27 protein-coding genes and 1 pseudogene are annotated in these 25,732 nt (G+C 36.4%); 5 read left to right on the top strand and 23 right to left on the bottom strand.

Annotated features, from left to right (window positions below):
• Positions 1-265: 265 nt before the first annotated feature.
• Positions 266-1,189 carry a ribonuclease Z gene (gene rnz / locus MHH71_RS22820; RefSeq protein WP_006095918.1) on the bottom strand — a complete coding sequence of 308 codons (924 nt, stop codon included), beginning with the start codon at positions 1,187-1,189 and terminating at the stop codon, positions 266-268.
• Between the two features lie 188 nt (positions 1,190-1,377).
• On the opposite strand from rnz, the gene MHH71_RS22815 reads away from it, so the two are divergent.
• The 3 genes and pseudogenes from MHH71_RS22815 to MHH71_RS22805 all read left to right on the top strand — a co-directional run.
• Positions 1,378-1,629, top strand: coding sequence for a DUF3932 family protein (locus MHH71_RS22815; RefSeq protein ID WP_003200148.1), 252 nt, complete (start codon positions 1,378-1,380; stop codon positions 1,627-1,629).
• Positions 1,630-1,919: 290 nt separating this feature from the next.
• Positions 1,920-2,444 carry a YhcN/YlaJ family sporulation lipoprotein gene (locus MHH71_RS22810; protein ID WP_018766132.1) on the top strand — a complete coding sequence of 175 codons (525 nt, stop codon included), beginning with the start codon at positions 1,920-1,922 and terminating at the stop codon, positions 2,442-2,444.
• A pseudogene (locus tag MHH71_RS22805) lies at positions 2,444-2,548 on the top strand (MgtC/SapB family protein); the annotation flags it as partial. The gene MHH71_RS22810 and the pseudogene MHH71_RS22805, both read left to right, overlap by 1 nt.
• Before the next feature lie 42 nt (positions 2,549-2,590).
• Here MHH71_RS22805 and MHH71_RS22800 read toward each other — a convergent pair.
• Positions 2,591-3,829 carry a DNA polymerase IV gene (locus tag MHH71_RS22800; protein ID WP_018780800.1) on the bottom strand — a complete coding sequence of 413 codons (1,239 nt, stop codon included), beginning with the start codon at positions 3,827-3,829 and terminating at the stop codon, positions 2,591-2,593.
• 157 nt (positions 3,830-3,986) lie between these two features.
• Between MHH71_RS22800 and MHH71_RS22795 the strand changes: the two genes are divergently transcribed.
• The gene (locus MHH71_RS22795) at positions 3,987-4,193 is read left to right on the top strand and encodes a hypothetical protein (protein ID WP_029426860.1); all 207 of its coding nucleotides are present in this window, start codon (positions 3,987-3,989) and stop codon (positions 4,191-4,193) included.
• 55 nt (positions 4,194-4,248) lie between these two features.
• Here MHH71_RS22795 and MHH71_RS22790 read toward each other — a convergent pair whose 3' ends face one another.
• Positions 4,249-5,367: a tripeptidase T gene (locus MHH71_RS22790; RefSeq protein WP_003200167.1), complete on the bottom strand. Its 1,119-nt coding sequence runs from the start codon at positions 5,365-5,367 to the stop codon at positions 4,249-4,251.
• A 127-nt stretch (positions 5,368-5,494) separates the two neighbouring features.
• Complete coding sequence (locus tag MHH71_RS22785; protein ID WP_003200165.1) at positions 5,495-6,037, bottom strand: GNAT family N-acetyltransferase; 543 nt, start codon at positions 6,035-6,037, stop codon at positions 5,495-5,497.
• Positions 6,038-6,394: 357 nt separating this feature from the next.
• Here MHH71_RS22785 and prli42 point away from each other — a divergent pair, with 357 nt between their 5' ends.
• On the top strand, positions 6,395-6,487 hold the full coding sequence (prli42, locus tag MHH71_RS22780; RefSeq protein WP_018780796.1) for a stressosome-associated protein Prli42: 93 nt from the start codon (positions 6,395-6,397) through the stop codon (positions 6,485-6,487).
• Positions 6,488-6,599: 112 nt separating this feature from the next.
• On the opposite strand, the gene MHH71_RS22775 is transcribed toward prli42, so the two are convergent.
• The 19 genes from MHH71_RS22775 to MHH71_RS22685 form a co-directional block, all read right to left on the bottom strand.
• Entirely contained in the window at positions 6,600-6,839 is a 240-nt protein-coding gene (locus tag MHH71_RS22775; RefSeq protein ID WP_016116232.1) for a DUF3894 domain-containing protein, read from the bottom strand.
• A 63-nt stretch (positions 6,840-6,902) separates the two neighbouring features.
• The gene (locus MHH71_RS22770) at positions 6,903-7,463 is read right to left on the bottom strand and encodes a L,D-transpeptidase (protein ID WP_006095921.1); all 561 of its coding nucleotides are present in this window, start codon (positions 7,461-7,463) and stop codon (positions 6,903-6,905) included.
• Between the two features lie 207 nt (positions 7,464-7,670).
• Positions 7,671-8,639 (bottom strand): aromatic acid exporter family protein, encoded by a 969-nt coding sequence (locus MHH71_RS22765; RefSeq protein WP_018780795.1) that lies wholly within the window; start codon positions 8,637-8,639, stop codon positions 7,671-7,673.
• 100 nt (positions 8,640-8,739) lie between these two features.
• Positions 8,740-9,462: an amino acid ABC transporter ATP-binding protein gene (locus MHH71_RS22760; protein WP_033799093.1), complete on the bottom strand. Its 723-nt coding sequence runs from the start codon at positions 9,460-9,462 to the stop codon at positions 8,740-8,742.
• A complete protein-coding gene (locus MHH71_RS22755; RefSeq protein ID WP_003200153.1) occupies positions 9,455-10,114 on the bottom strand; it encodes an amino acid ABC transporter permease in 660 nt (219 codons plus the stop codon). Before MHH71_RS22755 ends, MHH71_RS22760 begins: the two co-directional genes overlap by 8 nt.
• Before the next feature lie 37 nt (positions 10,115-10,151).
• Positions 10,152-10,937 (bottom strand): transporter substrate-binding domain-containing protein, encoded by a 786-nt coding sequence (locus MHH71_RS22750; RefSeq protein WP_003200151.1) that lies wholly within the window; start codon positions 10,935-10,937, stop codon positions 10,152-10,154.
• 398 nt (positions 10,938-11,335) lie between these two features.
• Positions 11,336-11,749, bottom strand: coding sequence for a BrxA/BrxB family bacilliredoxin (locus MHH71_RS22745; RefSeq protein ID WP_006095959.1), 414 nt, complete (start codon positions 11,747-11,749; stop codon positions 11,336-11,338).
• 154 nt (positions 11,750-11,903) lie between these two features.
• On the bottom strand, positions 11,904-12,311 hold the full coding sequence (locus tag MHH71_RS22740; protein WP_006095958.1) for a YjdF family protein: 408 nt from the start codon (positions 12,309-12,311) through the stop codon (positions 11,904-11,906).
• A 120-nt stretch (positions 12,312-12,431) separates the two neighbouring features.
• Positions 12,432-12,905 (bottom strand): NUDIX hydrolase, encoded by a 474-nt coding sequence (locus tag MHH71_RS22735; protein ID WP_018766140.1) that lies wholly within the window; start codon positions 12,903-12,905, stop codon positions 12,432-12,434.
• 79 nt (positions 12,906-12,984) lie between these two features.
• On the bottom strand, positions 12,985-13,689 hold the full coding sequence (locus tag MHH71_RS22730; RefSeq protein ID WP_018766141.1) for a DUF421 domain-containing protein: 705 nt from the start codon (positions 13,687-13,689) through the stop codon (positions 12,985-12,987).
• 119 nt (positions 13,690-13,808) lie between these two features.
• Positions 13,809-14,987: an FtsW/RodA/SpoVE family cell cycle protein gene (locus tag MHH71_RS22725; RefSeq protein ID WP_018780792.1), complete on the bottom strand. Its 1,179-nt coding sequence runs from the start codon at positions 14,985-14,987 to the stop codon at positions 13,809-13,811.
• Positions 14,988-15,332: 345 nt separating this feature from the next.
• Positions 15,333-16,649, bottom strand: coding sequence for a dihydrolipoamide acetyltransferase family protein (locus MHH71_RS22720; RefSeq protein WP_006095956.1), 1,317 nt, complete (start codon positions 16,647-16,649; stop codon positions 15,333-15,335).
• Positions 16,650-16,664: 15 nt separating this feature from the next.
• Positions 16,665-17,648 (bottom strand): 3-methyl-2-oxobutanoate dehydrogenase subunit beta, encoded by a 984-nt coding sequence (bfmBAB, locus tag MHH71_RS22715; RefSeq protein ID WP_003200187.1) that lies wholly within the window; start codon positions 17,646-17,648, stop codon positions 16,665-16,667.
• Between the two features lie 13 nt (positions 17,649-17,661).
• On the bottom strand, positions 17,662-18,663 hold the full coding sequence (bfmBAA, locus tag MHH71_RS22710; RefSeq protein ID WP_033799098.1) for a 3-methyl-2-oxobutanoate dehydrogenase subunit alpha: 1,002 nt from the start codon (positions 18,661-18,663) through the stop codon (positions 17,662-17,664).
• Positions 18,664-18,689: 26 nt separating this feature from the next.
• A complete protein-coding gene (gene lpdA, locus MHH71_RS22705; RefSeq protein ID WP_003200196.1) occupies positions 18,690-20,111 on the bottom strand; it encodes a dihydrolipoyl dehydrogenase in 1,422 nt (473 codons plus the stop codon).
• Positions 20,112-20,115: 4 nt separating this feature from the next.
• Positions 20,116-21,219, bottom strand: coding sequence for a butyrate kinase (gene buk / locus MHH71_RS22700; RefSeq protein WP_018780791.1), 1,104 nt, complete (start codon positions 21,217-21,219; stop codon positions 20,116-20,118).
• 87 nt (positions 21,220-21,306) lie between these two features.
• Complete coding sequence (locus MHH71_RS22695; RefSeq protein WP_018766146.1) at positions 21,307-22,407, bottom strand: leucine dehydrogenase; 1,101 nt, start codon at positions 22,405-22,407, stop codon at positions 21,307-21,309.
• Positions 22,408-22,441: 34 nt separating this feature from the next.
• Positions 22,442-23,341, bottom strand: a complete 900-nt coding sequence (gene yqiS, locus MHH71_RS22690) for a phosphate butyryltransferase (protein ID WP_006095954.1) — start codon at positions 23,339-23,341, stop codon at positions 22,442-22,444.
• 195 nt (positions 23,342-23,536) lie between these two features.
• Complete coding sequence (locus MHH71_RS22685) at positions 23,537-25,609, bottom strand: sigma-54 interaction domain-containing protein (RefSeq protein WP_033796409.1); 2,073 nt, start codon at positions 25,607-25,609, stop codon at positions 23,537-23,539.
• Between the last annotated feature and the right edge of the window lie 123 nt (positions 25,610-25,732).

Here is a 25,732-nt window from a genome sequence, read left to right as displayed (position 1 = left end):
ACGCTTACTTTTGTTGAATTTCAAAGTTTCAGAATTAATTTTTTTTTACTTCTCTTGTAGTAACAATAAGACAAACTATCTATATAACAGTTTTTCAAAATGACCGATGTTATGTGTTTTTCTCATATTCATCTAAAAATCTTAAAATCCCTGTATTAGTTCATATAGATATCAAATGATAACAGTTTCAACTATCTTGTAGAGAAAAAATTTTTTATAAAAAATAAAACAATGGCAAACTTATGTTGCCATTGTTTGTAAAATGTTATCGTTCTACTGGAAAACATTTCAAATCCATAGCTATTTCTGTATTTGCAAACAACAACTGAGCTTCTTGTAACAATTCCTTATATGTATCCGCTTGATAACGCGAACTAATGTGAGTCAATATTAACCGTTTCACATTCGCTTGCAATGCAATACTTGCCGCCTGTTCTGTTGTTGAGTGAAAATAATCATGTGCCTGGATTTCATCTGCTGCTGCAAATGTCGCTTCATGTACAAGTATATCTGCATCTTGCGCAAGGATTTTACTTGCTTCACAATAACGTGTATCCCCTAAAATCGTAATGATTCTTCCTTTTTGAGGTGGACCAATAAAGTCTTTTCCGTGTAAAACCCTTCCATCCTCTAATTCAACTACTTCACCGTCTTTTAAACGTTTAAAGATTGGCCCTGGCTTTACGCCAGCTTCTAGCAGCTTCTCAACAAGGAGATGTCCTTGTATGTCTTTCTCAACGATTCGGTATCCAAAACATTCAATTCCATGTGACAACCTCTTCGTTTCTACATGAAATTGCTTGTCTTCAAAAACAATACCCTCCTCAGTAATTTCTACAATTTCAAGTGGATATTTAACATGTGTTGTACTCACCGATAATGCGACTTCAATGAATTGCTTAATCCCTTTTGGTCCGTATACTGTTAATGGAGTTGTTCCTCCTTGAAAGGAACGACTTCCTAATAAACCAGGTAACCCAAAAATATGATCTCCATGCAAATGTGTAATAAATATTTTTTCAATGCGACGTGGACGCACTGATGTATGTAAAATTTGATGTTGTGTTGCTTCACCACAGTCAAATAACCACGTTTCACCTCGTTCTTCTAACAACTGCAAAGCGATTGCCGAAACATTTCTCCCTTTTGAAGGGACGCCTGCACCAGTTCCTAAAAATACAAATTCCACTTTCTTTCCTCCAGCTCTTTATAGAATCTATCTTTCATCTTACGGAATGTTATTTCAAATGGCAAATGAATTTCTATGAACTACTCATCTAGACAACTATATTAAACGAACGTTAACGATAAAAAAATAGCAATCGTTCGTGTTTTATAGTAAAATAATTGTATTACAAATAAAGGGAGCGTTTAACTATGAAAGAAGTATTTCGTTTACAAACTGATTTTTCATCTTCATTTGATCGCTGGGTAAGTTCTTTCGTGTCTGATCACCCAGCACCACTAGAATGGACGACTTTAAAAGAGTTAATTCATGAATACACCACATCGCATACAAATCGAACGTTACCTGAATACATTTCTTCATCTATCACATATTATGCACAACGTATTTCAACAACAAACAATTCAGAGATTGTGATTTATGAAAATCCTTCCATCTCATAATCTATAAAGTGAAACTTTAATCAGTGTCGCTTCATCCCCCACTGATTATTAGCCCTCACCAACCGGGCTTTTACGGACAGTTGATCCCCAATCTAACTTCTTTGCTTTCACTGAAATTTGAGATGGGGGTCTTACTGCCCGCAAATAGCGGGATAAAAATAAAAAAGCATCGAAAATCGATGCTTTTTTTGTTTTTATAAAATATACAAAATATCATCCGCTTTTTACTATGAATAATAAATGGCCAACTGGTCATTTTAAAAACATAGTATTGTAAAGGAGAGATATCATTGAAAAAATTAAAGATGTTTTCAATCATTTTTTTGGCAATTATTTCATTGCTTGGATGTGCAGGAAAGCAAAAGGAGAAAGCATTGGATAATCGCGAAAACAATGGCGTACGAAATGTTACATACGAAGGAAACAACACTAACCTTCAAAGAGTAAAAAATAATACGAACGGTGTCACGAACAATGAAACACGACTGCATATAGCAAATAAAGCGGCAGATCGAATCGTTGAACTAGAAGAAATAGACAAGGCAAATGTAATCGTCACAAATAGAAATGCCTATGTTGCAGTTGTTTTACGTGAAAATGTAAAAGGACAAATCACAAAACAATTAGAAAAGAAAGTTGCAGATCAAGTTAGAGCTACCGACCCAGATATTCGTCATGTATTTGTATCTTCAAATCCTGATTTTGTAGATCGAATGAGAGACTATGCGGACAAAATTAACCAAGGCAAACCAGTAACAGGGTTATTTGAAGAATTTACCGAAACCGTTCGAAGAGTATTTCCTAATTCTCGGTAACAAATCAAGTAGCCTTAATCGAGAAAGTAGTAAATCAAATGCTTTTGGAATCTGGAGTAACGACTACAGGATGGAAAACTTCATTAGATTTAGAAGCGAGTTAAATATAAAAAGTGTCATGAGTACTAAATTACCATGACACTTTTTTACATAAATTTATTTTCCAATTTCTGCCGAAAAGATTTCTCCTGCTTTCGAAATAACTGACTCCCTCTTTGTAAAACAGGAGTTCCATATTTATCATTAATCTGGTCAATTACAGCTAATAGTGGCTCTTCTTTCGCATCTTCTTCAAATGAAAATAAATCCAGTTGTTTAATTGATTCTGTTTTCCATTCTAATTCCGTAGCTGTGACACCAAGCAATCGAATCGGATCGCCATCCCAATGTTGCTTCCATAAACGTGAAGCAGCTTGAAAAATATCACATTCTTCCCAAATTGCATTTTTTAATTGTTTACTCCGCGTTACTGTACGCCGATCATAGTATTTCATCATAATTTGAATGTTATAGCTGACAAGAGTCCGTTTTTGTAGCCTTTTGCTAACTGATTTCGATAAGCGCTCTAACATATCAAGCAATTCCTTCTCTTCATCCATATCCTTCGAAAATGTTGTTGAATTTCCGATACTTTTATGTTGTCCCATTTGATTTGGATCGACTTCTCTATCATCCATACCTTTTGCCCGTTTTTGTAAATCAACGCCGTGCTTTCCTATTTTTGCACGAATCACATGCGCTTCTCCCTTTGCCAACTGTTCAATTGTATGTATATGGATTTCTTTTAGCTTTTCTGCTGTTTTCTCACCAATTCCATGCATTGCTTCAACAGGACGTGGCCAAAGTAATTCCTGAATATCTCGTTTCCGAAACACAGTAATACCAAGCGGCTTTTTCATATCTGACGCAGTCTTCGCTAGAAAAAGATTTGGGGCTATTCCAATGCTACATGGCAACTCTAATTCTGTTAATAATGCTTGTTGAATCATCTTAGCAATCTCAAGAGGTGAACCTAATCCATAACAATCTGTTATATCTAAGTAACCTTCATCTATAGAAACTGGCTGAATCTTTTCAGTAAAGCGTGAAAGAATTTGAAACATCTCAAATGACGCCTCGCGATATAATTTAAAATTCGGGTGCTTCACAACTAACTCTGGACATAACCGCTTCGCTTCCCAAAGGAGCATTGTTGTACGTACTCCGTATTCCCTTGCTTCATAACTACATGTTACAATAACCCCTTTTCGTTCTTTTTCATTCCCTGCAACCGCTAATGGTTTTCCTTTTAATGATGGATCATGGGCAATTTCAACTGACGCGAAAAAACAATTCATATCAACATGTAGAATGACACGACCGTTTTTTGGATACATTTCTCTCATGTTTCTCACCCCCAAAAAAGAACGTTTGTTCCTGAATTTATTATATCAAATTCCTCAAAAACAGTGGAGCTTTTCAATCACAAAAACACGTTCTTTCCGACTATTTTTTGATATACTGAAATCATAAATGGATAATTATGTAAAAGGAGAGGGTGGTATGAAAAACCATAGTAAACTCAATTACACGTTCCTCGTTATTATATTAATTATTGCTATTAATTATTTACTACTGCCGATTTTTAATATTAATGTGAATACCTTCGCACTGCTACCTCACTTAGTACGTGTTGCAACAACGTATATACTCCCCTGGATTTTTTTATATTGGCTCATTCGCCTTGTAAAAGCAATCGAATCCAAATGAAAATGGCGTGTAAACCTATGATGGTTTACACGCCATTTTTTTCGTATGCTTACAATTATTTCGCTATTTCTTCAATAATTGCAACAACTAGTTCAGCTGTTTTTACTAATTCTTCAACAGGAATTTTCTCGTTTGTTGTATGAATCTCTTCATAACCAACTGCTAAGTTTACTGTTGGAATACCATGCCCTGCAATTACGTTTGCGTCACTTCCGCCACCACTTTGGTGAAGAGAAGGTGTACGACCAATCTTTTCAGCAGCACGTTTTGCAACTTCTACAACATGATCGCCATCAGCAAATTTAAATCCTGGGTACATAACTTTTACTTCAACATCTGCTTGACCGCCCATTTCTTTTGCAGTTGTTTCAAATACTTCTTTCATTTTTGCAACTTGCTCTTGCATTTTTTCATCTACTAAAGAGCGAGCTTCTGCGAAAATTTGCACATGGTCACAAACGATGTTTGTTTGTGTGCCACCTTCGAAACGACCGATATTTGCAGTTGTTTCAGAATCAATACGACCAAGTGGCATTTTTGCAATTGCTTTTGCTGCGATTGTAATTGCAGATACACCTTTTTCAGGTGCTACACCGGCGTGAGCTGTTTTCCCGCGAATAATCGCATTTACTTTTGCTTGCGTTGGCGCTGCAACTACGATTTCGCCCACTTTTCCATTGCTATCTAATGCATAGCCATATTTTGCTGTAATACGTTCACGATCTAATGCTTTCGCCCCAACAAGACCTGATTCTTCACCAACTGTAATAATAAACTCGATTTTTCCATGAGGAATATTTTCTTCTTTTAAAACGCGGATTGCTTCAAACATGGATGCTAATCCAGCTTTATCGTCTGACCCTAAAATTGTAGTACCATCTGATACAATATAACCATCTTTAATAGAAGGCTTAATTCCTTTACCAGGAACTACTGTATCCATATGAGAAGTGAAGTAAATTGTATCTACTCCTTCTTTCGTCGCTGGCAAAGTACAAATTAAGTTACCTGCACCATGTCCAGTTACACCCATCGTGTCATCTTCAAATACTTCAACACCTAAAGCAGTAAATTTCTCTGTTAACACTTTGCAAATTTCTGCTTCATATTTTGTTTCAGAATCTACTTGCACAAGTTCCATAAATTCATTTACTAAACGTTCTTGATTAATCATGAGAATGCGCCTCCTGCATTGCATTAAGTATGTAACATCGTTAATTATAACAGAATTTCGCAAAAGTTTCGAAAGACAAGCTAAAAAAACAGATGGTTCACACATCTAGATAACCATCTGCTTTCTTCTACTCATTTAAAAGGACCCACCGCATATGATCTTCCCAAACCCCATTTACCATTAACATCTTCCGGGACACCCCTTCATATTGAAAGCCAATCTTCGTTACAACTTGAATAGATGCTAAGTTACGGGGCATAATCGGGGCTTCTATACGATGTAATTGGAATTCTTGAAAAGCCACTTCAATTGCTTTTCTAAGCGCTTCTGTCGTATAACCTTTGTTTAATTCATCTTTATCTAGTTTATAACCAAGAACACAGGACTGATAAATTCCACGCACAATTAAATTGAAAGAAATACAACCGATAATATTCGTATCATCACCTTTTTTAAAAATCCATAATCGAATAATTTTCCCTTCTACAAATTCTTTCTCATCTTTTTGCAACCGTTTTCTTTGATAATCCAATGTAAAAAAATCATCTGGTCGATATTCTTCCCACGCCTTTAAAAACTCACGATTTTTGTCGTAATATTGAAGAACTTGCTCTGCATACGACTCATCGATTTCTCTTAATTGCAAACGTTCTGTTTCATATATTTTCATTATCGTATCTCCATTCTTCAGCTTGCAAAACTTTTTTAAAAGGCACCGAAAAAACTGTGTCCTATGCTGTTTATATTCTCTGTGTATTTCAAATTTTCCTGTTATATTTTAGATACACTTCTCGAATTTTGTCTTCTCTATACCCTTGTCCATATTTCCATTTCTCGATACAATAAAGTGAAACTTTAATTATTGGGGAGTCTCCATTCCCCCAATAATTATTAATCCTCACCAATTGGGCTTTTACGGACAGTTCATCTCCCACCTAACTTCTTTGCTTTTGCTGAATTTTAAAGTGGGAGTGTTACTGTCCGCAAATAGCGAGGGAGAGTTGGAATGATTGTAAGGAGGTTTAACATGAATAAGAAAGCACAAAAAGTTATGATATACGTTATGCTAATTTCAATGCTTGTAACAACATTACTCACTGGAGCAAGTATGTTTTGGTAAGGAGGACGATATATAATGTCGTCCTTTTTTAGCACAAACAGGCTGTTTATTCTCCTGGATAGAAAATAAACAGCCTGTTCAATCACAATCATTTTAATAAATGATTTATATTTTATTTTATTATTAGTACAAGCGCTACAATACTAAATGAAAAAGCCATAACAAGGGCCATAACAAAGCTGGTATAATGTTTTTGCTGAAACGCTCCTATAACAAAAGTTACATTTAAAAGTGCCATGAACACAATTGACACCAGAAAAGAACATACATTAAAAGTTGCCAATATGAAAGTCACAATGAATAGAAAGCCAATAAAAAACTGCATATAAGAAAGCCTTGGATTCAAATACATACGAGCAACTCCTTTTCCAATAATCTTCGTATATCCTCATTAATACATGGATATGTACACATGTCAAGACAAGTTCGTGGAAAGAAAAAGCCAACTTGTTCGGTTGACCTTTTCGTAAACCAGAGCTCCTTTTTCTTTTGCAAGCTGCTGAAATGTTCTTTTCGATTTTACAATCCATACCTTTGTTCCAATTGGAATGCGATCAAATAAATATTCCACATCATTTTTTTTCATTCTAATGCATCCTTGTGAAATATATTTTCCAATTGAGCTTGGCTGATTTGTACCGTGAATACCATATTTACTCCCGTCAGTATCTCGTGCATTAAACCCCATCCACCTAGAGCCAAGTGGATTTTTTGGTGAACCACCAGGGATATCCTTCGCAATATAATAAGGATTTTTTGCCTTCATTACAATATCAAAACTTCCCTCTGGCGTTAACTCGTTTGTTTTTCCCGTCGCTACAGGAAAGACCTTTTGTATTTTACCATCATCAATATAAGCAAGCTTGTTCGTCTGCTTATTTACAATAATAAATGGATCTCCAGCACGCGGATTATCTCCAAGAGGCCATATCGGTGAAAGAGAAAAACATAATAGTAAGGACAGAAAATACGACATGATTCATTCCTTCCCTATATATATAAATCCATTTTGATTTTTCGACATATTAGCTGCGGCTATGAAAACAAAAACTACTCTCCACTTATTTTCTCTTTTATTTTCACACGGCATGGGGCGAAAAAGGGCACTGACCGCTTCTATGCATGGCCGGATGCTCTTGCCTACCTAAAAAGAATGGTTTGATGTTGGCTTTTTAATTTGGATTTATATAAGTTCTTTCACATTATCCTTCCCTTTAAACCTACTTTTAATAAGTAAATATTGCTCCATTTCATAAACAAGTTGAACAAGCTTCGCACGCATTTCAAATTCTTCACGTGTCTTAGGAAGTGGCATTTCTCTAAAAATCTCTCGCATTTCTTGTAATTGTCTAAGTGAAATAAGACCTGTGCTTTCAGGACGAATAGAATTCCCCACGTTTCCAATCACTTCCGCAATCATATCTGATTGCTCATATGACCACGATAAGGAAGCTGCAAGCGGCATAATCCGCTCTAAAATTTCAAATTGTTGCATACGCATATCAAAATACCGATAATAATAATCATCTTCTCGCATAAATTGATTTTCAAGTTTTTTGAAGGATAACTCTTTTGCTTGCTTTAAAATGTCCTCTGTTTCAATTAATTCTTTTCCAGCCCATGTACTATCTCGATTTCGTAAATATACAGCCATCTCAAATAAAATCGTTTTAAAATTCCATTCTACTTTTTCCTGATACCTTTTTAATTTTTTTTCTGCACTTGGCATATACATATTTACCAATAAAGCCACACTAATTCCAATTGTTAAAATTGCAATTTCATTTCCAATCGCTAACCATGTGATATGTTTTAATGAATACAAATGCATGACAATAACTGAACTTGTAACAATTCCTTCTTGAATTTTAAGCATAACAGCTGTTGGGATAAAAGTAAGAAGTAACAAACTAATAGCAAGTGGTGTATAACCAATTGTTTCAAAAATACAAAACGAGAATACCATCGATAATAAGCAAGCTAAAAACCGATGCAAAGATGCTTGGAGTGATTTTCGTTTCGTATTTTGCACACACAAAATAACCAAAATGCCCGCAGAACTATAAAATTCCAAACCGAATAGCTGCGCAATAAAAACTGCCGCACCTGTTCCAACTGCTGTTTTCACTGTACGATATCCAATTCTAAACATATCATTGCTCCTATATGTATAAACGTATTTACAGTAAGTATAAAAAAAGGATGACAAGCTGTCATCCTTTTCTCCTTATTATTCACGTAACTTTTACATGTTACAATATTTTTTGTAAAAATTCTTGTGCGCGTTTGCTTTTTGGTTCTGTAAAAAACTGTTCTGGACTTGTATCTTCAACAAGCTTTCCACCATCTAAAAAGAGCACACGATCAGCTACTTCTTTTGCAAATCCCATCTCATGTGTCACAATTGCCATTGTCATTCCTGTAGTCACTAAAGATTTCATTACTTCTAATACTTCTTTTACCATTTCAGGATCTAGTGCCGATGTTGGTTCATCAAAAAGCATAACTTCCGGTTCCATTGCCAATGCTCTAGCAATAGCTACACGCTGCTTTTGTCCACCTGAAAGACGGTTTGGATATGCATCCTTTTTATCGAGCAATCCTACCTTTTCAAGAAGTTCCTTCGCCTTTTTCTCTGCTTCTGGTTTTGCCACACCTTTTACATTTACTGGTGCGTACATAATATTTTCTAATACTGTCATATGAGGGAATAAGTGAAAATGTTGAAACACCATTCCAACATTTTCACGAACACTCATAATATTTGTTTTTGGATTGGTCACTTCTTTATTCCCAATCCAAATGTGACCATTTGTAGGTGTTTCTAGTACGTTCATACAACGTAAAAATGTTGATTTTCCTGACCCAGACGGTCCAACAATCGCAACAATTTCGCCCTTTTCGATTGTTGTCGTAATTCCTTTTAGTACTTCATTTTGTCCAAATGATTTATGAAGGTTTTCAATTTTAATCACTTTTCTTCATTCTCCCTTCAATTGCTTTCCCGACTAATGTAAGAATAATTACTAGAATATAGTAAACAAGTCCGACAAATAGTAACGGTTCAAGATATTTAAACGTTTCACCGCCTACAATATATGCACGGCGCATTAAATCAGTCGCACCAATTACTGTCACTACTGCCGACTCTTTCGTAAGTGTTGCAAATTCGTTCACAAGCGCTGGTAATATATTTTTTAATGCTTGTGGTAAAATAATATTTTTCATCATTTTTCTATATGGAACACCGAGAGCCATCGCAGCTTCTGTCTGTCCTTTATCAACAGCCTGAATTCCTGCACGAATTACCTCTGACATATATGCACCCGAATTTAAACTAAATGCAAGTACTGCTGCTAAAAATGCTGGTATATCATATCCAATCATTTGCGGAACACCGAAATAAATAATCATTAATTGCAAGACAAGTGGTGTACCACGAAATATCGATGTATATAAATCAGCAGCGATATTTAACACTCTTACTCTAGCAATTTTACAAAGTGCTAATAACGTTCCAAGTATAAAACCAACTAAAGCAGATACTGCTACAATTTTCAGTGTAACTTCTAGTCCCTTTAATATATATGGTATCGACGGAGTAATTGCCGAAAAATCTAAGTTCATCTTTTGTCATTCCTCTCACAGAAAAGAGAAAGGCAGCTTATTTTTTGCTGCCAAACCATTTCTTCACTAATTTGTCCATTTCACCATTTTCTTGCATCTTCTTAATCACTTTATTAAATTCTGCTGTTTTGTCACTATTTTTCGGAAGGGCAATTGCTGCTCCTACTTCTTCTGGAGCTTCCTGAATTTCAATTCCTTGTAAACCTTTGATTTTTTCTAAATAATTTTTAGCAACTGTATCTTCTAAAATAGCAGCATCAAAACGTCCAGCCTGAATTTCTTGTACGATTTCTGGTATACGGTCACGCCCCTCCGCCTGGAAGTTCACTTGCTTGTTAAATTCATTCGCTTTTTCTTCTTGAATAGAACCTGTTTGTACCCCTACTTTTTTACCTTCCAAATCTTGTAATGACTTAATACCTGAATCCTTTTTCGAAACAATCATGTTTTTAGCAACAAAATAAATATCTGTAAAATCCGCATTTCCCTTACGTTCTGGAGTTGGTGTCATACCAGCCATAACAAAGTCAACTTTCCCCGAGCTAAGCGATGCTAATAATCCTCCAAAATCCATATCTTTCACTTTCACTTCATAACCAAGTTCTTTCCCAATATACTTTGCAATATCAACATCAAAACCGATAATTTCATCACTCTTTGAAGCTTCCACATATTCATAAGGTTTATAGTCTGCTGAAGTACCCATAACGAGTACTTTCTTATCTTTCTTCGTATTCGATTCCTTTGTTTCTCCCTTACTACAAGCACTAAACATACTTATTATTAAAATAAGTGCAAATGAAATTGATAATAACTTCTTCATATTTCTCCCCCTAATAATGTATATTTAAAAGTTTTATAGAATTTTTATTCGATGTTTGTATTGTAGCAGTAATTTTATTTTTATGCAACAATTAAAATAAAATTAAAATACAAATTCTATTAAAACGGTTTTTCTAGGTTAATTAATGTATAGATTAGTGTATAAAATATACATTTCATGTATATTCCCTCTCATTACAAATGATTATAAACAAATGTTATTAACTTCACCTCCTAATAAAGTGCAACTTTAATCAGAGGGGGACTTTCTTTAACTTCTATTGATTATTAGCCCTCACCAATCAGGATTTTACTGCTCACAAACATCCTAATAAATGGAACAAAATAAAAAAACGGTACATACACTTATAAGTGTATGTACCGTTTTTTTATTTTCTATTAAACCTCTTTACAATTCTCTTCAAAGTACGATTGTAATTTTGCAATGACTTGCATTGGCTCATGGCCTTCGATTTCATGGCGTTCAACCATCGTTACAATCTTTCCATCTTTTAATAATGCGAAAGACGGAGAAGATGGTGGATATCCTTCAAAATATTCACGTGCACGTGCTGTTGCCTCTTTGTCCTGCCCCGCAAATACTGTTACAAGGTGATCTGGACGTTTATCATAATGTACGGAATGCGCAGCAGCAGGGCGAGCAATACCACCTGCACAACCGCATACTGAGTTTACCATTACAAGTGTCGTACCTGTTTGCTGAAATGCCTCATCAACTGCGGATGGTGTTGTTAATTCTGTATATCCAGCGGAAACAATTTCTTCACGCGCTTGACGGACAACATCATTCATAAAAAAGTTAAAGTTAATCAATGTTTTCCCTCCTCTAGATCTCTCTCTCTGTATCTTACCAGTTACCGTTTTAGAAATACAAGTAAACTTACTTGTATTCTTCTTATGCGTATAGAAAAAACGTCCTAGAACAAGTGTCCTAAGACGTTTTTTCTTAATGTCCGCGATGCTTTTGTTTTGCTTTTTGCACTTTGATAAGGCGTTTTTTCTGCTTTTCTGCTTCACGCTGTTCCTTAGATTGCACTCGCTTTTCTTGCTTATGCAATTCATAAGATAAACTAATTGCCTCTTGTGCCTTCGTAAAGCTTTTTGTATGCATTTCTTTTGCAGCTTCTCTTATGATACGTTTTATACTTTTCGGACGCTTTTTCTCTTCCACTTTAACACCGCATTTGGCAAAGTGATTAAAATACGTTAGCAACGTATTATTTACAAATACAAGTATCTCTTCGTCTGATGGCTCAGCACCAAAAATATACCTCGCTGCATACAAAATCCCTTTATGTGTATCCTCAATCATTCCTACAAAAAACTGACCATCATGATATACTGTCAATTTCATCGACAGCCCCTCCTTAGAAAAAAATTAGAAATACTGGACATCCCGGAGGGGAAGGTTACTGACATACTAGTATGCGTCTGGACTACCAACCAGAACTGTGTTTTTGTATTTCTATAGCTATTATATATTATTTCTACTTTCTTTTTCTATCTTCTCATATGCTTCAATCATTTTTTTATGTGATCCTACAATATACTCAGGCAATTCTGTAACGGGAAAGAATTTAAGCTGAACCGCTTCCTCTTTATTGACAGCTAGCAAACCTTCATATTCATTTGTATAATAAGCAGTCGTTACAGATTGAAATTCATCACCATTCGCTAATTTTATAAAGTAATTAGCTCCAGAGAACACATTAATGAGTTTTAAATTTTTCACATAAATTCCTGCTTCTTCATATACTTCACGGCAAGCTGTCTCTTCTGTGGATTCTCCAAGCTCCATTAAACCACCAAGCAATCCCCATTTTCCATACGGTTCTGTTCGTTGTTGTAATAAAACATGTCCACCTTCATTTAATACGAGAACAACAGCACCAACTAAAATTAAAGGGCGATGACCAACTACTTTTCGTAACTCCTCTACATATCCCATCGAAACAAACCCTTCTTTTTTTATTTCGTTGTCCACACTATTGTATCATATGCATAAGATGGTAAAATGCGTATTCATTTCATTTTTTTAACAAAATATTTATTTTTTCCATTTCATCTATCGTTGCTAATTGAATCAATTCAATTGATACTTTTTTTGATAATTCCTCCTTTGCCCATGTTTCCGTTTTCCCCAATAAAGTAAGCACATCCTTTTGAATTTTCCCGTCTTTTACAAGAATAAATGAAATAGGTGATTTTTTACCAGCTACTTTCATATCCAGCCGAGATACCGTTTCATATTCTGGATACTGAAATACCGAAACAACACCACTTGCTTCCCATAATGCTAATTTTATTGTTTTAATATCACTAATATTTTGTAAGCGTAGTTCAGAAAATAAATACTCTACCGTAATTCTTGCTTTTTTCAAATTGCTAAAATCGATTGAACCATTATGTATGAGAATAACCGGAGCTGGTTCTAAAAAACGTCTCCACCGATCCCATTTCAACATTAAAATCGAACTTATGATATGAAGAACAACGAGCATAAAAGTTGTAATCATCGAGCCTGTTAAACCCACTTTTTCATCGGATAGTGCATTGGAAATATTTCCACCTAACAATAAAACTAATACCACATCTAAGAAGCGGAGTTGTGCAATGGAGCGTTGTCCCATTGCTTTGGCAACAATAATTAGAAAGATATATGCTATTATAGCTCGAATCATCCATTCTATATGAGAAAGATGATGTGCTCCCTCAAAAATATGCATATGCATGAATTTGCACTCCTTAATCATCACAAACTTTCACACTCCCTTTAGTTTGTGATGATTAAGATCATCTATACAAAAAAGACCGATTCGCATGAAAACGAATCAGCCTTTTCACATAAAAATTAACTAACTGAAAACATATACTTTTTGTATGTTTTCCGTACCGATAAGACGAGCCCCATCATCATCATATTCGAGAATAAGGAACTTCCTCCATATGATAAAAACGGAAGCGCAATTCCTTTTACCGGCATTAATCCAACAATCATACCAACGTTTTGGAAAATTTGTAATGTTAAAACACCAATTACTCCAGCACATAATAATGTACCGAACAAATTATCTGCTGAATACCCAATTATAATTGTTCGATATAAAAGAAGCAGGAACATAAATACAACAAAAGCTGCAATTAAAAATCCACCTTCTTCAGCAATTGTAGCAAAAATGAAATCGGTATGCTTTTCAGGAATATATACACTTCCATATCCAAATCCTTTTCCATCCATTCCCCCACTACCAACCGCTAAAATCGATTGTTGTGTTTGATAACCTTGATCCACGTGCTCAAATGGATCCAACCAACCCAAAATTCGTGACTGTTGATGCGGCTTTAGTAAAGTAACCAATTTGTTGAAAAAAATATCTGGGTATTTCAAAAATATAAATACTAACGTGGACAATATGGTCAGTGGAATAACTGTACATATTGCAATTAATTTCTTTTGAATACCTGACATAAACAAAATACATGCAATCCCTGCAGCATATAGGAAAACCATCCCTGTATCAGGCTGACTATATACAAGTAGAGCAGGTGGAATCGATACTAAAATAATTTTACCTATTAATCTTAAGTCCGTTTGAAAAGTCCGTACCATATATTTTTCATTATGCTTGACTGCTAAACTAGCAACTAAAATAAGCAACGCAATTTTGAAAAACTCTGATGGCTGGATCGCCCCAAGAACTGGGACTTTAAACCATCTTTTTGCCCCTAATATTTCAGGGGTTAAAGCTTTAAATGGTGAAATCTTAAGTATAATAATCGAAGCAAACCCAACAATATAAAATGGCCACGCTAATTTTTGCAGTTGATCTAAATCAATACTTGCAACAAGTAGTAATAAAACAATACCGATTACATAGTTAATCCCTTGTTTCATTGCAAAATTTGAATTTCCATATTGTCCTGTTTGTTGACTGCTATATATGGCAGCTATACTCGTGACGCATAATATACACAAAATTAAAATTAATTTTACATCTAAACTTTTTAGAAATTCGGTACTTCTCTTCATGACATCCTCCTGAAACATTGTTAAGGCAAAATAAAAAACCAGGAGTCAACATTCTTTATATTTTGACGACTGATTGCACATTAATCTATAAAATACTTATATAGAATAACTTTCTTTTTTAAACAATACAATACATTATACTACAGTTTCATCAGTAAGATTTTCCAAAAAAATATTCTTTTCTTATTGTATATCTATATACTGGATATCAGCAATGTATTTTCGTAAATTCATAATACATTATTATTCATTGTCACATTAATGGAAGGCATTTTTTATTGTGGGATAAAAAGTGAAGAAATATATTTTTTCTAAAGTAAAAAGCTCGCAGACGCGAGCTTTTTATTAATATACAGACGTATTATTCTCTGATACATTTTCAAGAATTTCTTTTACACGTCCTAAGAATTTACCACAAATTAAGCCATCCAGTACACGATGATCAAGGGATAAACATAGGTTAACCATGTCGCGTGCACCGAACATACCATTATCCATAATAACTGGACGCTTTACAATAGATTCTACTTGTAAAATAGCAGCTTGTGGATGGTTAATAATACCCATAGATTGAACAGAACCAAATGATCCTGTGTTATTAATTGTAAATGTACCGCCTTGCATTTCGTCTGCTTTCAATGATTTTGTACGAACTTTTCCTGCAAGTTCAGTAATTTCACGAGCAATACCTTTAATTGTTTTCTCATCTGCTTGTTTAATAACTGGTACAAATAATTCATCTTCTGTTGCAACAGCGATAGAAAGGTTAATATCTTTCTTTTGAACAATCTTGTCACCAGCCCACATTGAGTTAATTTGTGGGTATTCTTTCAATGCTTGTGCAACTGCTTTAACGAAAAATGCAAAGAATGTTAAGTTGAAGCCTTCACGCTTTTTAAATTCGCCTTTAATTGAATTACGGTATGATACAAGATTTGTTACATCTACTTCAATCATCATCCAAGCGTGAGGTGCTTCGTGCTTACTACGCAGCATGTTCGCAGCAATTGCTTTACGTACACCTGTTACCGGAATCTCAATATCGCCAGGTACTGTCGGTACAGATACAGGTTTTGCCGCTTCTGTTTTTGGAGCTGATGGTGCAGTCACTTTTGGTGCTTCTTGTGATGCCTGCATAGATACAGGTGCTGCTTCTTTCTTCGCACCAACTACCGGAATGTTTCCAGATTCCACAAGCTTCAGAATATCTTTACGTGTAATACGACCATTTGCACCCGTACCTTCTACTGCATCTAAATCAATATTATGCTCACCTGCAAGTTTTAATACAGCTGGTGAGAAACGAGGTTTGCCATCAGTTGGTTGCTTCACTTTTGGTGCTTTTTCAGTTGAAGCCACTTCTGTTTTTGGTTCCTCTTTTGTTTTCTCTTCTACAGCTGTCGCAGCTACCTCATCCGCGCCCTCTACTTGGATCACACAAACGACTTCACCTACAGCAAGTGTATCACCTTCAGCAGCGACTAACTCCTTCACAATTCCTGTGAAAGAAGATGGTACTTCTGCGTTTACTTTATCTGTCATTACTTCTGCAAGCGGATCATATTTATTTACGTGATCGCCAACATTTACGAGCCATTTACTAATTGTACCTTCCGTTACACTTTCCCCAAGCTGAGGCATTGTGATATTTTCTACAGCCATGTATAGTCCCCCCGATTAAAATTCCGCAAGTTCACGCATTGCTTTTTCAACTTTATCTGGATTTACCATAAAGAATTTTTCCATTGTTGGTGCATATGGCATTGCTGGAACGTCTGGACCTGCAAGACGTGCAATTGGTGCATCAAGGTCAAATAAGCAATTTTCTGCAATAATTGCTGCTACTTCACTTATAATGCTTCCTTCTTTGTTATCTTCCGTTACAAGAAGAACTTTACCTGTTTTAGAAGCTGCTTCAATAATCGCTTCTTTATCTAATGGATATACAGTACGTAAATCAAGAATGTGAGCAGAAATGCCATCTTTCGCTAATTTTTCAGCAGCTTGAAGAGCAAAGTGAACACATAATCCATATGTGATGACAGTAATATCATCACCTTCACGTTTTACATCTGCTTTTCCGATTGGTAATACATAATCATCTTCTGGTACTTCGCCTTTAATTAAACGATATGCACGTTTATGTTCAAAGAATAGTACTGGATCTTCATCACGAATTGCCGCTTTTAATAATCCTTTTGCATCATATGGTGTAGAAGGAATAACAATTTTTAAACCTGGTTGGTTTGCAAACATTGCTTCTACAGACTGCGAGTGATACAATGCACCGTGAACGCCGCCACCAAATGGTGCACGCACAGTGATCGGACAAGTCCAGTCATTATTAGAACGGTAACGAATTTTTGCTGCCTCAGAAACAATTTGGTTTACTGCTGGCATAATAAAATCAGCGAATTGCATTTCAGCAATTGGACGCATTCCGTACATCGCTGCCCCGATTGCTACCCCTGCAATTGCAGATTCTGCAAGCGGTGTATCAAGCGCACGATCTTCACCAAATTGATCATATAATCCATTTGTCGCTTTAAATACGCCACCTTTTTTACCAACGTCTTCTCCTAATACAAATACTTTCTCATCGCGTTCCATTTCCTCGCGCATTGCTAATGTAATCGCGTCAATATAAGACATTACAGCCATGAAACGTTCCCCCCTATTCTGCGTATACGTGCTTCAATGCATCTTCAGGTGCTGCATACGGAGCATTTTCTGCATATTCTGTTGCTTCGTTTACGATATGCATAATTTCATCTAACATTTGTTTTTCAGATTCCTCTGTTAACACGCCAACCTCTTTTAAGTAAGCAGCAAATGTAAAGATGGAATCTTTTTTCTTCGCTTCTTCTACTTCTTCTTTATCACGATATACACGATCATCGTCATCACTAGAGTGTGCTGTTAAACGATATGATACTGTTTCAATTAAAGTTGGACCTTCGCCGCGGCGGCCACAATCCGCTGCTTCTTTTACAGCTTTATATACTGCAAGTGGGTCATTTCCGTCCACTGTGTATCCTGGCATACCGTAACCAATTGCACGATCTGATACATTTTTACATGCTAATTGCTTTTCAACAGGGATAGAAATTGCATATTTGTTATTCTCACACATGAAAATAACAGGCAATTTGTGTACGCCAGCAAAGTTAGCACCTTCGTGGAAGTCACCTTGGTTAGAAGAGCCTTCACCGAAGGTAACAAACGTTACTAAATCTTTCTTTTCCATCTTCCCTGCTAGTGCAATGCCTACTGCATGAGGCACTTGTGTTGTAACTGGTGATGAACCTGTCACAATACGGTTTTTCTTCTGACCGAAGTGACCAGGCATTTGACGGCCACCAGAGTTTGGATCTCCTGCTTTTGCAAAGCCAGACAACATAAGCTCTTTTGCTGTCATACCAAACGCTAGTACTACACCCATATCACGGTAGTATGGTAATGCATAATCTTTTTCACGATCAAGTGCAAATGCTGCGCCTACTTGTGCAGCTTCCTGTCCTTGACAAGAAATTACGAATGGAATTTTCCCTGCACGGTTTAACAGCCACATACGTTCGTCAATTTTACGTGCAAGCAACATCGTACGATACATTTCTACTACTTGCTCATCACTTAAGCCAAGCTCTTCATGGCGCTTTTCTTTTACTTCTGCCATTTTCATAACCTCCTAAATCCACATTTTTATGCGTGTAACGCTTTTCCATCTACTGCTAATGCAGCTTCACCAATTGCTTCTGATAATGATGGATGCGGATGAATTGTATGTGCAACTTCCCAAGGTGTTGCATCAAGTACTCTTGCAAGACCCGCTTCAGAAATCATATCCGTTACATGTGGGCCAATCATATGAACACCGAGAATATCATTTGTTTCTTCATCAACTACAAGTTTCACAAAACCATCTGATTCTCCATATACAAGTGCTTTTCCGATTGCACGGAATGAGAACTTACCTACTTTTAACTTATAGCCTTTTTCTTTTGCTTCCTGTTCTGTTAAACCAACAGAAGCTACTTCTGGACTACTGTATACACATTTCGATACCATAGAGTAATCGATTGGCATAACTTCTTTATCAGCAATATGTTCTACAGCAACAATACCTTCATGAGAAGCAACGTGTGCAAGTTGTAAACCGCCAATTACATCACCAATTGCATAAATATGTGATTCTTTCGTTTGATAAAACTCATTTGTTTGAATGTATCCTTTTTCCACAATGATATCTGTATTCTCTAAGCCGATATTTTGCGTATTGGCTTGTCTTCCTACAGATACAAGCATTTTTTCTGCCTTGAATTCTTTATTTTCACCATTGTGTTCGGCTTGAATTGCTACTCCATTATCTTTTACCAATGTTTCTGGTAATACTTTTGCACCTGTTACCACTTTAATTCCCTTTTTCTTCAAGAGACGTTGCATTTCTTTCGAAACATCTTGATCTTCAAGCGGTAAGACATGTTTTGCATATTCTAATACGGTAACTTCAACACCGAAATCAGCAAGCATAGATGCCCACTCAATTCCAATTACGCCACCACCAACAATGATAATTGATTCCGGAAGCGTTTCCATTTTTAGGGCATGATCCGATGACATTACGTATTCTCCATCTAGTTCTAACCCTGGTAAAGAGTTTGGACGAGAACCTGTTGCAATAAGCACATTTTTAGGAATCAACATTTCATTCTCTTCTCCACTTGCAAATTCAACCGAAATTGTTCCCGGCATTGGAGAGAAGATAGAAGGTCCAAGAATGCGGCCGATACCTTCAAACACATCAATTTTACCTTGCTTCATTAAATGCTGAACGCCTTTATGAAGCTGCGTTACAATCTTTTCTTTACGCTCTTGCACTTTAGCAAAGTTCAACTCTACATTGCTCGTTACAACGCCAAACTCTTCACTCTTTTTCGCCGTTGCATATACTTCAGCACTGCGCAGCAATGCTTTACTAGGAATACAACCTTTGTGTAAACAAGTGCCACCAAGATTATCTTTTTCAACAAGCGCTGTTTTTAGCCCTAATTGTGATGCACGAATAGCAGCAACATATCCGCCAGTACCGCCGCCAACGATGACTAAATCATATTCTTTTGCCATTATCTCAACCCCTAGCTACCGTTTCTTTTTCTCGTACAACATACTCTTTTGAAGCTTCTTCCTCACGTAATACACGAAGTGCCCCTTCTGCTAATGCTTGTAATTCATCTTCACCTGGATGCACAATCACATCAGCAATCCAATGAACGCGCTCCTTGATCTCATCAACAAGAATTTTGCTATATGCGAGTCCTCCTGTTAAAACGATTGCATCTATTTTCCCATGAAGAACCGCGCTAGCTCCGCCGATTTCTTTTGCAACTTGATATGCCATCGCTTTATAAATAAGTGTTGCCTCAGGATCACCTTTCTCAACCATGTTCTCAACTTTAATTGCATCGTTTGTACCAATAAGGCTTACTAATCCGCCTTGTCCAACAATCTTTTTCATCATTTCATCGCGGTAATACTCACCTGAGAAACACATTTCTATTAACTGTCCAACCGGCACTGTTCCAGCACGTTCTGGACTAAATGGACCTTCACCATTCAAACCATTATTTACATCAATAACTTTTCCTTGCTTATGAGCACCAACCGTTATCCCGCCACCCATGTGCGCAATTAATAGGTTTAAATCTTCATATTTACGACCAAGTTCCTCTGCAACTTTACGCGCCACAGCTTTTTGGTTTAACGCATGAAAAATACTTTTTCGCTCCATGCCAGAAATACCACTAATACGAGCAATTGGATCCATTTCATCAACAACAACTGGATCGACAATAAATGCTGGAATATTTAATCCTGAAGCGATTTCATACGCCAAAATACCTCCAAGATTTGAAGCGTGATGACCGCTATATCCATTTTTCAAATCTTCTAACATTGCTTCGTTCACTGTATACGTACCACCTTCAATGGGACGAAGTAATCCCCCGCGGCCGCAAACAGCGTTTAATTTCGAAATATTAATACCGTGAGAATGTAAAACCTCTAAAATTGTTTCTTTTCGAAATTCATATTGATCAATAATTCGTTTATATTTACCGATTTTATCCACATCATGACGAATGGTTTCTTCTAAAACGGGTCTTTCATTATCAAAAACACCTATTTTTGTGGATGTACTACCCGGATTAATAACAAGGATTCGATTTAAGGACAATGTTGCTACCTCCACCTATAAATTCAAAAGGAAGTGGAAACCTCGTAAGAGGTAACCACAGCTTTTGTAGAAGTTGTATATGATAGATTAGCGACGGCTAATAATGTCATGGCCGTTGCGTAAGAACGTGCTACGAGTATTTTTCAAGCTTGCAATACGCTCTTCAGCTAGACGATCTGCTGCAACATAAGTTGGTACACCATCACGTTTTGAAATCTCAATTACTTTTGCAATTGTGTCATAAATAGACTCTACACGTTTTAATGCACGTTCTCTATTGTATCCATATAATTCATCTGCTACGTTAATTACACCGCCTGCATTAATTACATAGTCTGGTGCGTATACAATTCCCATTTCATGGATTGCGTCACCGTGACGATCTTCTTTTAATTGGTTATTTGCAGAACCTGCAATTACTTTTGCTTTAAGTTGTGGAATTGTTTCGTCATTTACTGTTGCACCTAATGCGCATGGTGCATAAATGTCACATTCTACACCGTAAATTTCATTTGGTTCAACTGCTGTTGCACCAAATTCTTCTACTGCACGTTGTACCGCTTCTTTATTAATATCTGTAACGATTAGTTGTGCACCTTCAGCGTGTAAATGTTTGCATAGGTGATATGCTACGTTACCAACACCTTGAACAGCAATTACTTTACCTTCTAGGCTGTCTGTACCAAACGCCTCTTTCGCTGCTGCTTTCATACCGCGGTAAACACCATAAGCAGTTACTGGAGATGGGTTACCAGAAGAACCGAATGAAGGTGAAATACCTGTCACAAAATCAGTTTCTTCGTGGATAATATCCATATCATCAACAGTTGTACCAACATCTTCTGCAGTAATATAACGCCCGTTTAAACCTTGGATGTAACGTCCTAATGCACGGAACATTGCTTCACTTTTATCTTTACGTGGATCGCCGATGATAACTGTTTTTGCACCACCTAGGTTTAAACCAGCTGCTGCGTTTTTATATGTCATCCCTTTTGCAAGACGCAATGCATCTTCAATCGCCGCTTCTTCAGAATCATATGTCCACATTCTTGTTCCACCAAGGGCCGGTCCAAGTGTTGTATCATGAATTGCAATGATTGCTTTTAATCCAGATTCTTTATCTTGACAAAATACTACTTGCTCATAATCATATTTTTCTAAGTATTCGAAGATTTCTAATGTCATTGTCATTTCCCCCTAATTGTTTTACCCTTTTGGTTTATTTAGAAGCAGTCGCAACTGCTAAAGCTAATGAATATACTTTTGTTTCTGCTGAATCTGCACGAGATGTTAAAACAATCGGTGCTTTTGCGCCAGCAATCATCGCTCCTACATTTGCATTTGCAAAATAGACAAGCGATTTATATAGCACGTTTCCAGCTTCAATCGTTGGGACGAGTAAAATGTCTGCCTTACCTGCTACATCACTTACTATGCCTTTGTGCTCTGCTGCAATTTGTGATACAGCATTATCTAAAGCAAGCGGTCCATCAACGATACAATCTTTAATTTGTCCACGACGATTCATTTGGGTTAACATCGCTGCATCGATTGTCGCCTGCATCGCTGGATTAATAACTTCCACCGCTGCAATCGGAGCCACTTTTGGCAATTCGATTCCTATTGCCCGGGCAACTTCAACAGTATTTTGTATAATAGCAGCTTTTTGCCCTACATCAGGTGCAATGTTCATCGCTGCATCTGTAACAAAGATAAAGCGATCGTAATTTGGAACTTCAAACGCTGCAACATGTGATAACACACTACCCTTGCGAAGTCCCCACTCTTTATTTAATACTGCTTTTAAAATACTTGCTGTTGGGATGTTCCCCTTCATAAGTACGTCTGCTTCACCATTTCTTACAGCTTTAACAGAAAGTTCCGAGGCCTCAGCACTTGATGATGTCGCAATCACTTGAACGTGTTCTGAAACTTGTAAGTCATGCTCTTGTAGCATACCCATAATTTTTTCTTGATTTCCATATAGACGAAATTGAGCTAACTGTAATTGAATTGCCTTAGCTACTGCTTCAATTACTTCATGATCTTCAGCCACTGCTACAGCCACAGTTTTTTTAGGCTGCCCTGCTGCTTGATCAATTAAGTGTTTTAACTTCATATCTTGTAATCAACCCTTTCCGTCGTCCCTCGTCTATTTAATAAGCAAATATCGTGCCAACTTTTCAAATTGGTCATACCAATTATGAAAACGCATACAAAATACAGTGAAATCAGTACTTTGGAAAATTACATAATATTCTGTCTTAAATCGTTGTTTTTTGCGTACCATGCAATAAATTGCATGGTACGCAATTTATTGCATGCTATTTTTTGCATGGTCATACTTTTCTAACTTGTAATATAAATTTCGAACTGAGATTCCTAACACTTTCGCTGTCTTTGTTTTATTCCCACCAAACTTCTCTAAATATTCATGTATGATGTTCCCTTCAAACTCCGTAACCAAATGTTCAAGGGGCTTTTCTTCTAATTCCGGCAATAAATTATTTCCTTTTAATTCCACTTGGTCTTCCTTATGCAAAGAAGGCAAATGATGTACATCAATATACATCTCATTATAGTTCATAAAAATAATCGCCCGTCCCAAAATATTCTCAAGCTCCCTGACATTCCCCGGCCAATCATACGATCGCAAATATTCAATAGCCGATTCTGTTAACCCTTCTACATTCCGGCCATAATCTTGATTAATTTTTTGAATCAATCGTTCTGATATAGCTGGAATATCTGCCTTTCGCTGACGAAGAGACGGAATTTGAATTGGAATTTTATTTAGGCGATAATATAAATCTTCTCTGAATTCACCTTCCAAAATTGCTTTTTCTAAATTTACATGCGTCGCTGCAATCACCCGAACATTAATAGGAATTGGTTTTGTTCCTCCAACTTTTACAATTTCTTTTTCCTGCAAAACGCGCAATAATTTCGCTTGCGTATTCGCAGACAGTTCCCCAATCTCATCTAAAAAAACACTCCCATTATTTGCTTCTTCAAAGAAACCTCTTTTACCACCTCTTTTCGCACCAGAAAAAGCTCCTTCTTCGTAACCAAACAATTCACTTTCCAATAAAGTTTCCGAGATAGCAGCACAGTTTACACGAACAAACTTATTGTATTTCCGATTACTCCCGTTATGAATAGCGTGCGCAAATAACTCTTTACCAGTCCCTGACTCCCCGCGAAGTAATACGGTTGCTGGTGTGTTTGCTCCCAGCTTTGCTTGCTCTATTGCAGCCATCGTTTCATCAGACGTTCCTACAATATCCTCAAAAGAATATTTCGCTTCTAGCGTCCGAATAATTTGTCTTGCCCGGTTTAATTCATGCGTTAATTTTTGAATTTCGGATACGTCACGAATAACACCAACGCTACCTTTCAATATACCATCAACAATAACCGGTGCGACATTTACAATGACATCTCGTTTTTTCTGACCAATTTTCATATGAATCCCTCGTACCGCCCTACGCGTCCGAAGTACTTTCATATGCATACTTTCCCCCTCTACAATATCAGTCGTTGCAGGTTTTCCAATTATGTCATCCTCTGTAAGGCCTGTTAACTTTGTATAAGCAGGGTTGATGACAAGACCTCTTCCTTTCTCATCTACAACAGAAATCGCTTCCTCAGATGAATAAATAATCGCTTCCAATAAGGTTTGAATTTCTTTTAAATCTGTAACTTCTTCCGCTAAATCTACAACTTCCGTAATATCTTTAAAAATTGCAAATGCCCCTTGCACCTCTCCATCTTCTTTTAAAATAGGAATACGCGTTGTAATAATCTTCTTTTCATTTCCTAACGTCAATTCATGATTTACTTCTATTTGTTTCGTTCGTATAATACGAAGTAACTTACTAGTCGGAATTACTTCTAAAATATATTTCCCAGTCGCTTCTTTCGCTTTATAACCCGTTATACGTTCTGCACTTTTGTTAAATAATTTCACATAACCTTCTGAATCAATGACAATCATTCCATCATGAGTAGAATTTAAAATCAAATTTCCTTGCTGCGTTTGGCCTTTCAGTTTTTCAATTAAATTCTCTTTCTCATGTGCCAACTTCGTAACAATCTTCGCAACATCCCCTGGTATAAGGAGTGTATTTTCTTGCTTTTTTGCGAATAAAACCTTATGTAAATGGTAATCACCACTCATATCAAAAATTACATCCACATCCACTGTAAGAAAAGAATCTAAATCTTCTCCAACCGCAATACCTTGTTCTTGCGCAATCTGTAATCCTTTTGCATTCGGATTTATATCGATAACCCCAACGACTTTAAATATATTCGAATTTTGCAGCAAACCAAGAATCGTACTTCCACCTTCGCCCGCTCCAATAATTAATACTTTTTGTTTCACACATCCCACTTCCTCTCGAAGTATCTCTGCAAGATTTTTCACACCTTTATCTTACTCGTTCAGCAATCACTTGACAAATCCCCTTTCTATATAACATCATTTGATATATACAAAATTATCTGA

This window comes from Bacillus sp. FSL H8-0534, from assembly GCF_038005885.1.
In the GTDB taxonomy this organism is placed as follows: Bacteria; Bacillota; Bacilli; order Bacillales; family Bacillaceae_G; genus Bacillus_A; species Bacillus_A pseudomycoides.
The sequence above is the reverse complement of the archived record's forward strand: the minus strand, read 5'-3'. Positions and strand labels throughout refer to the sequence as shown.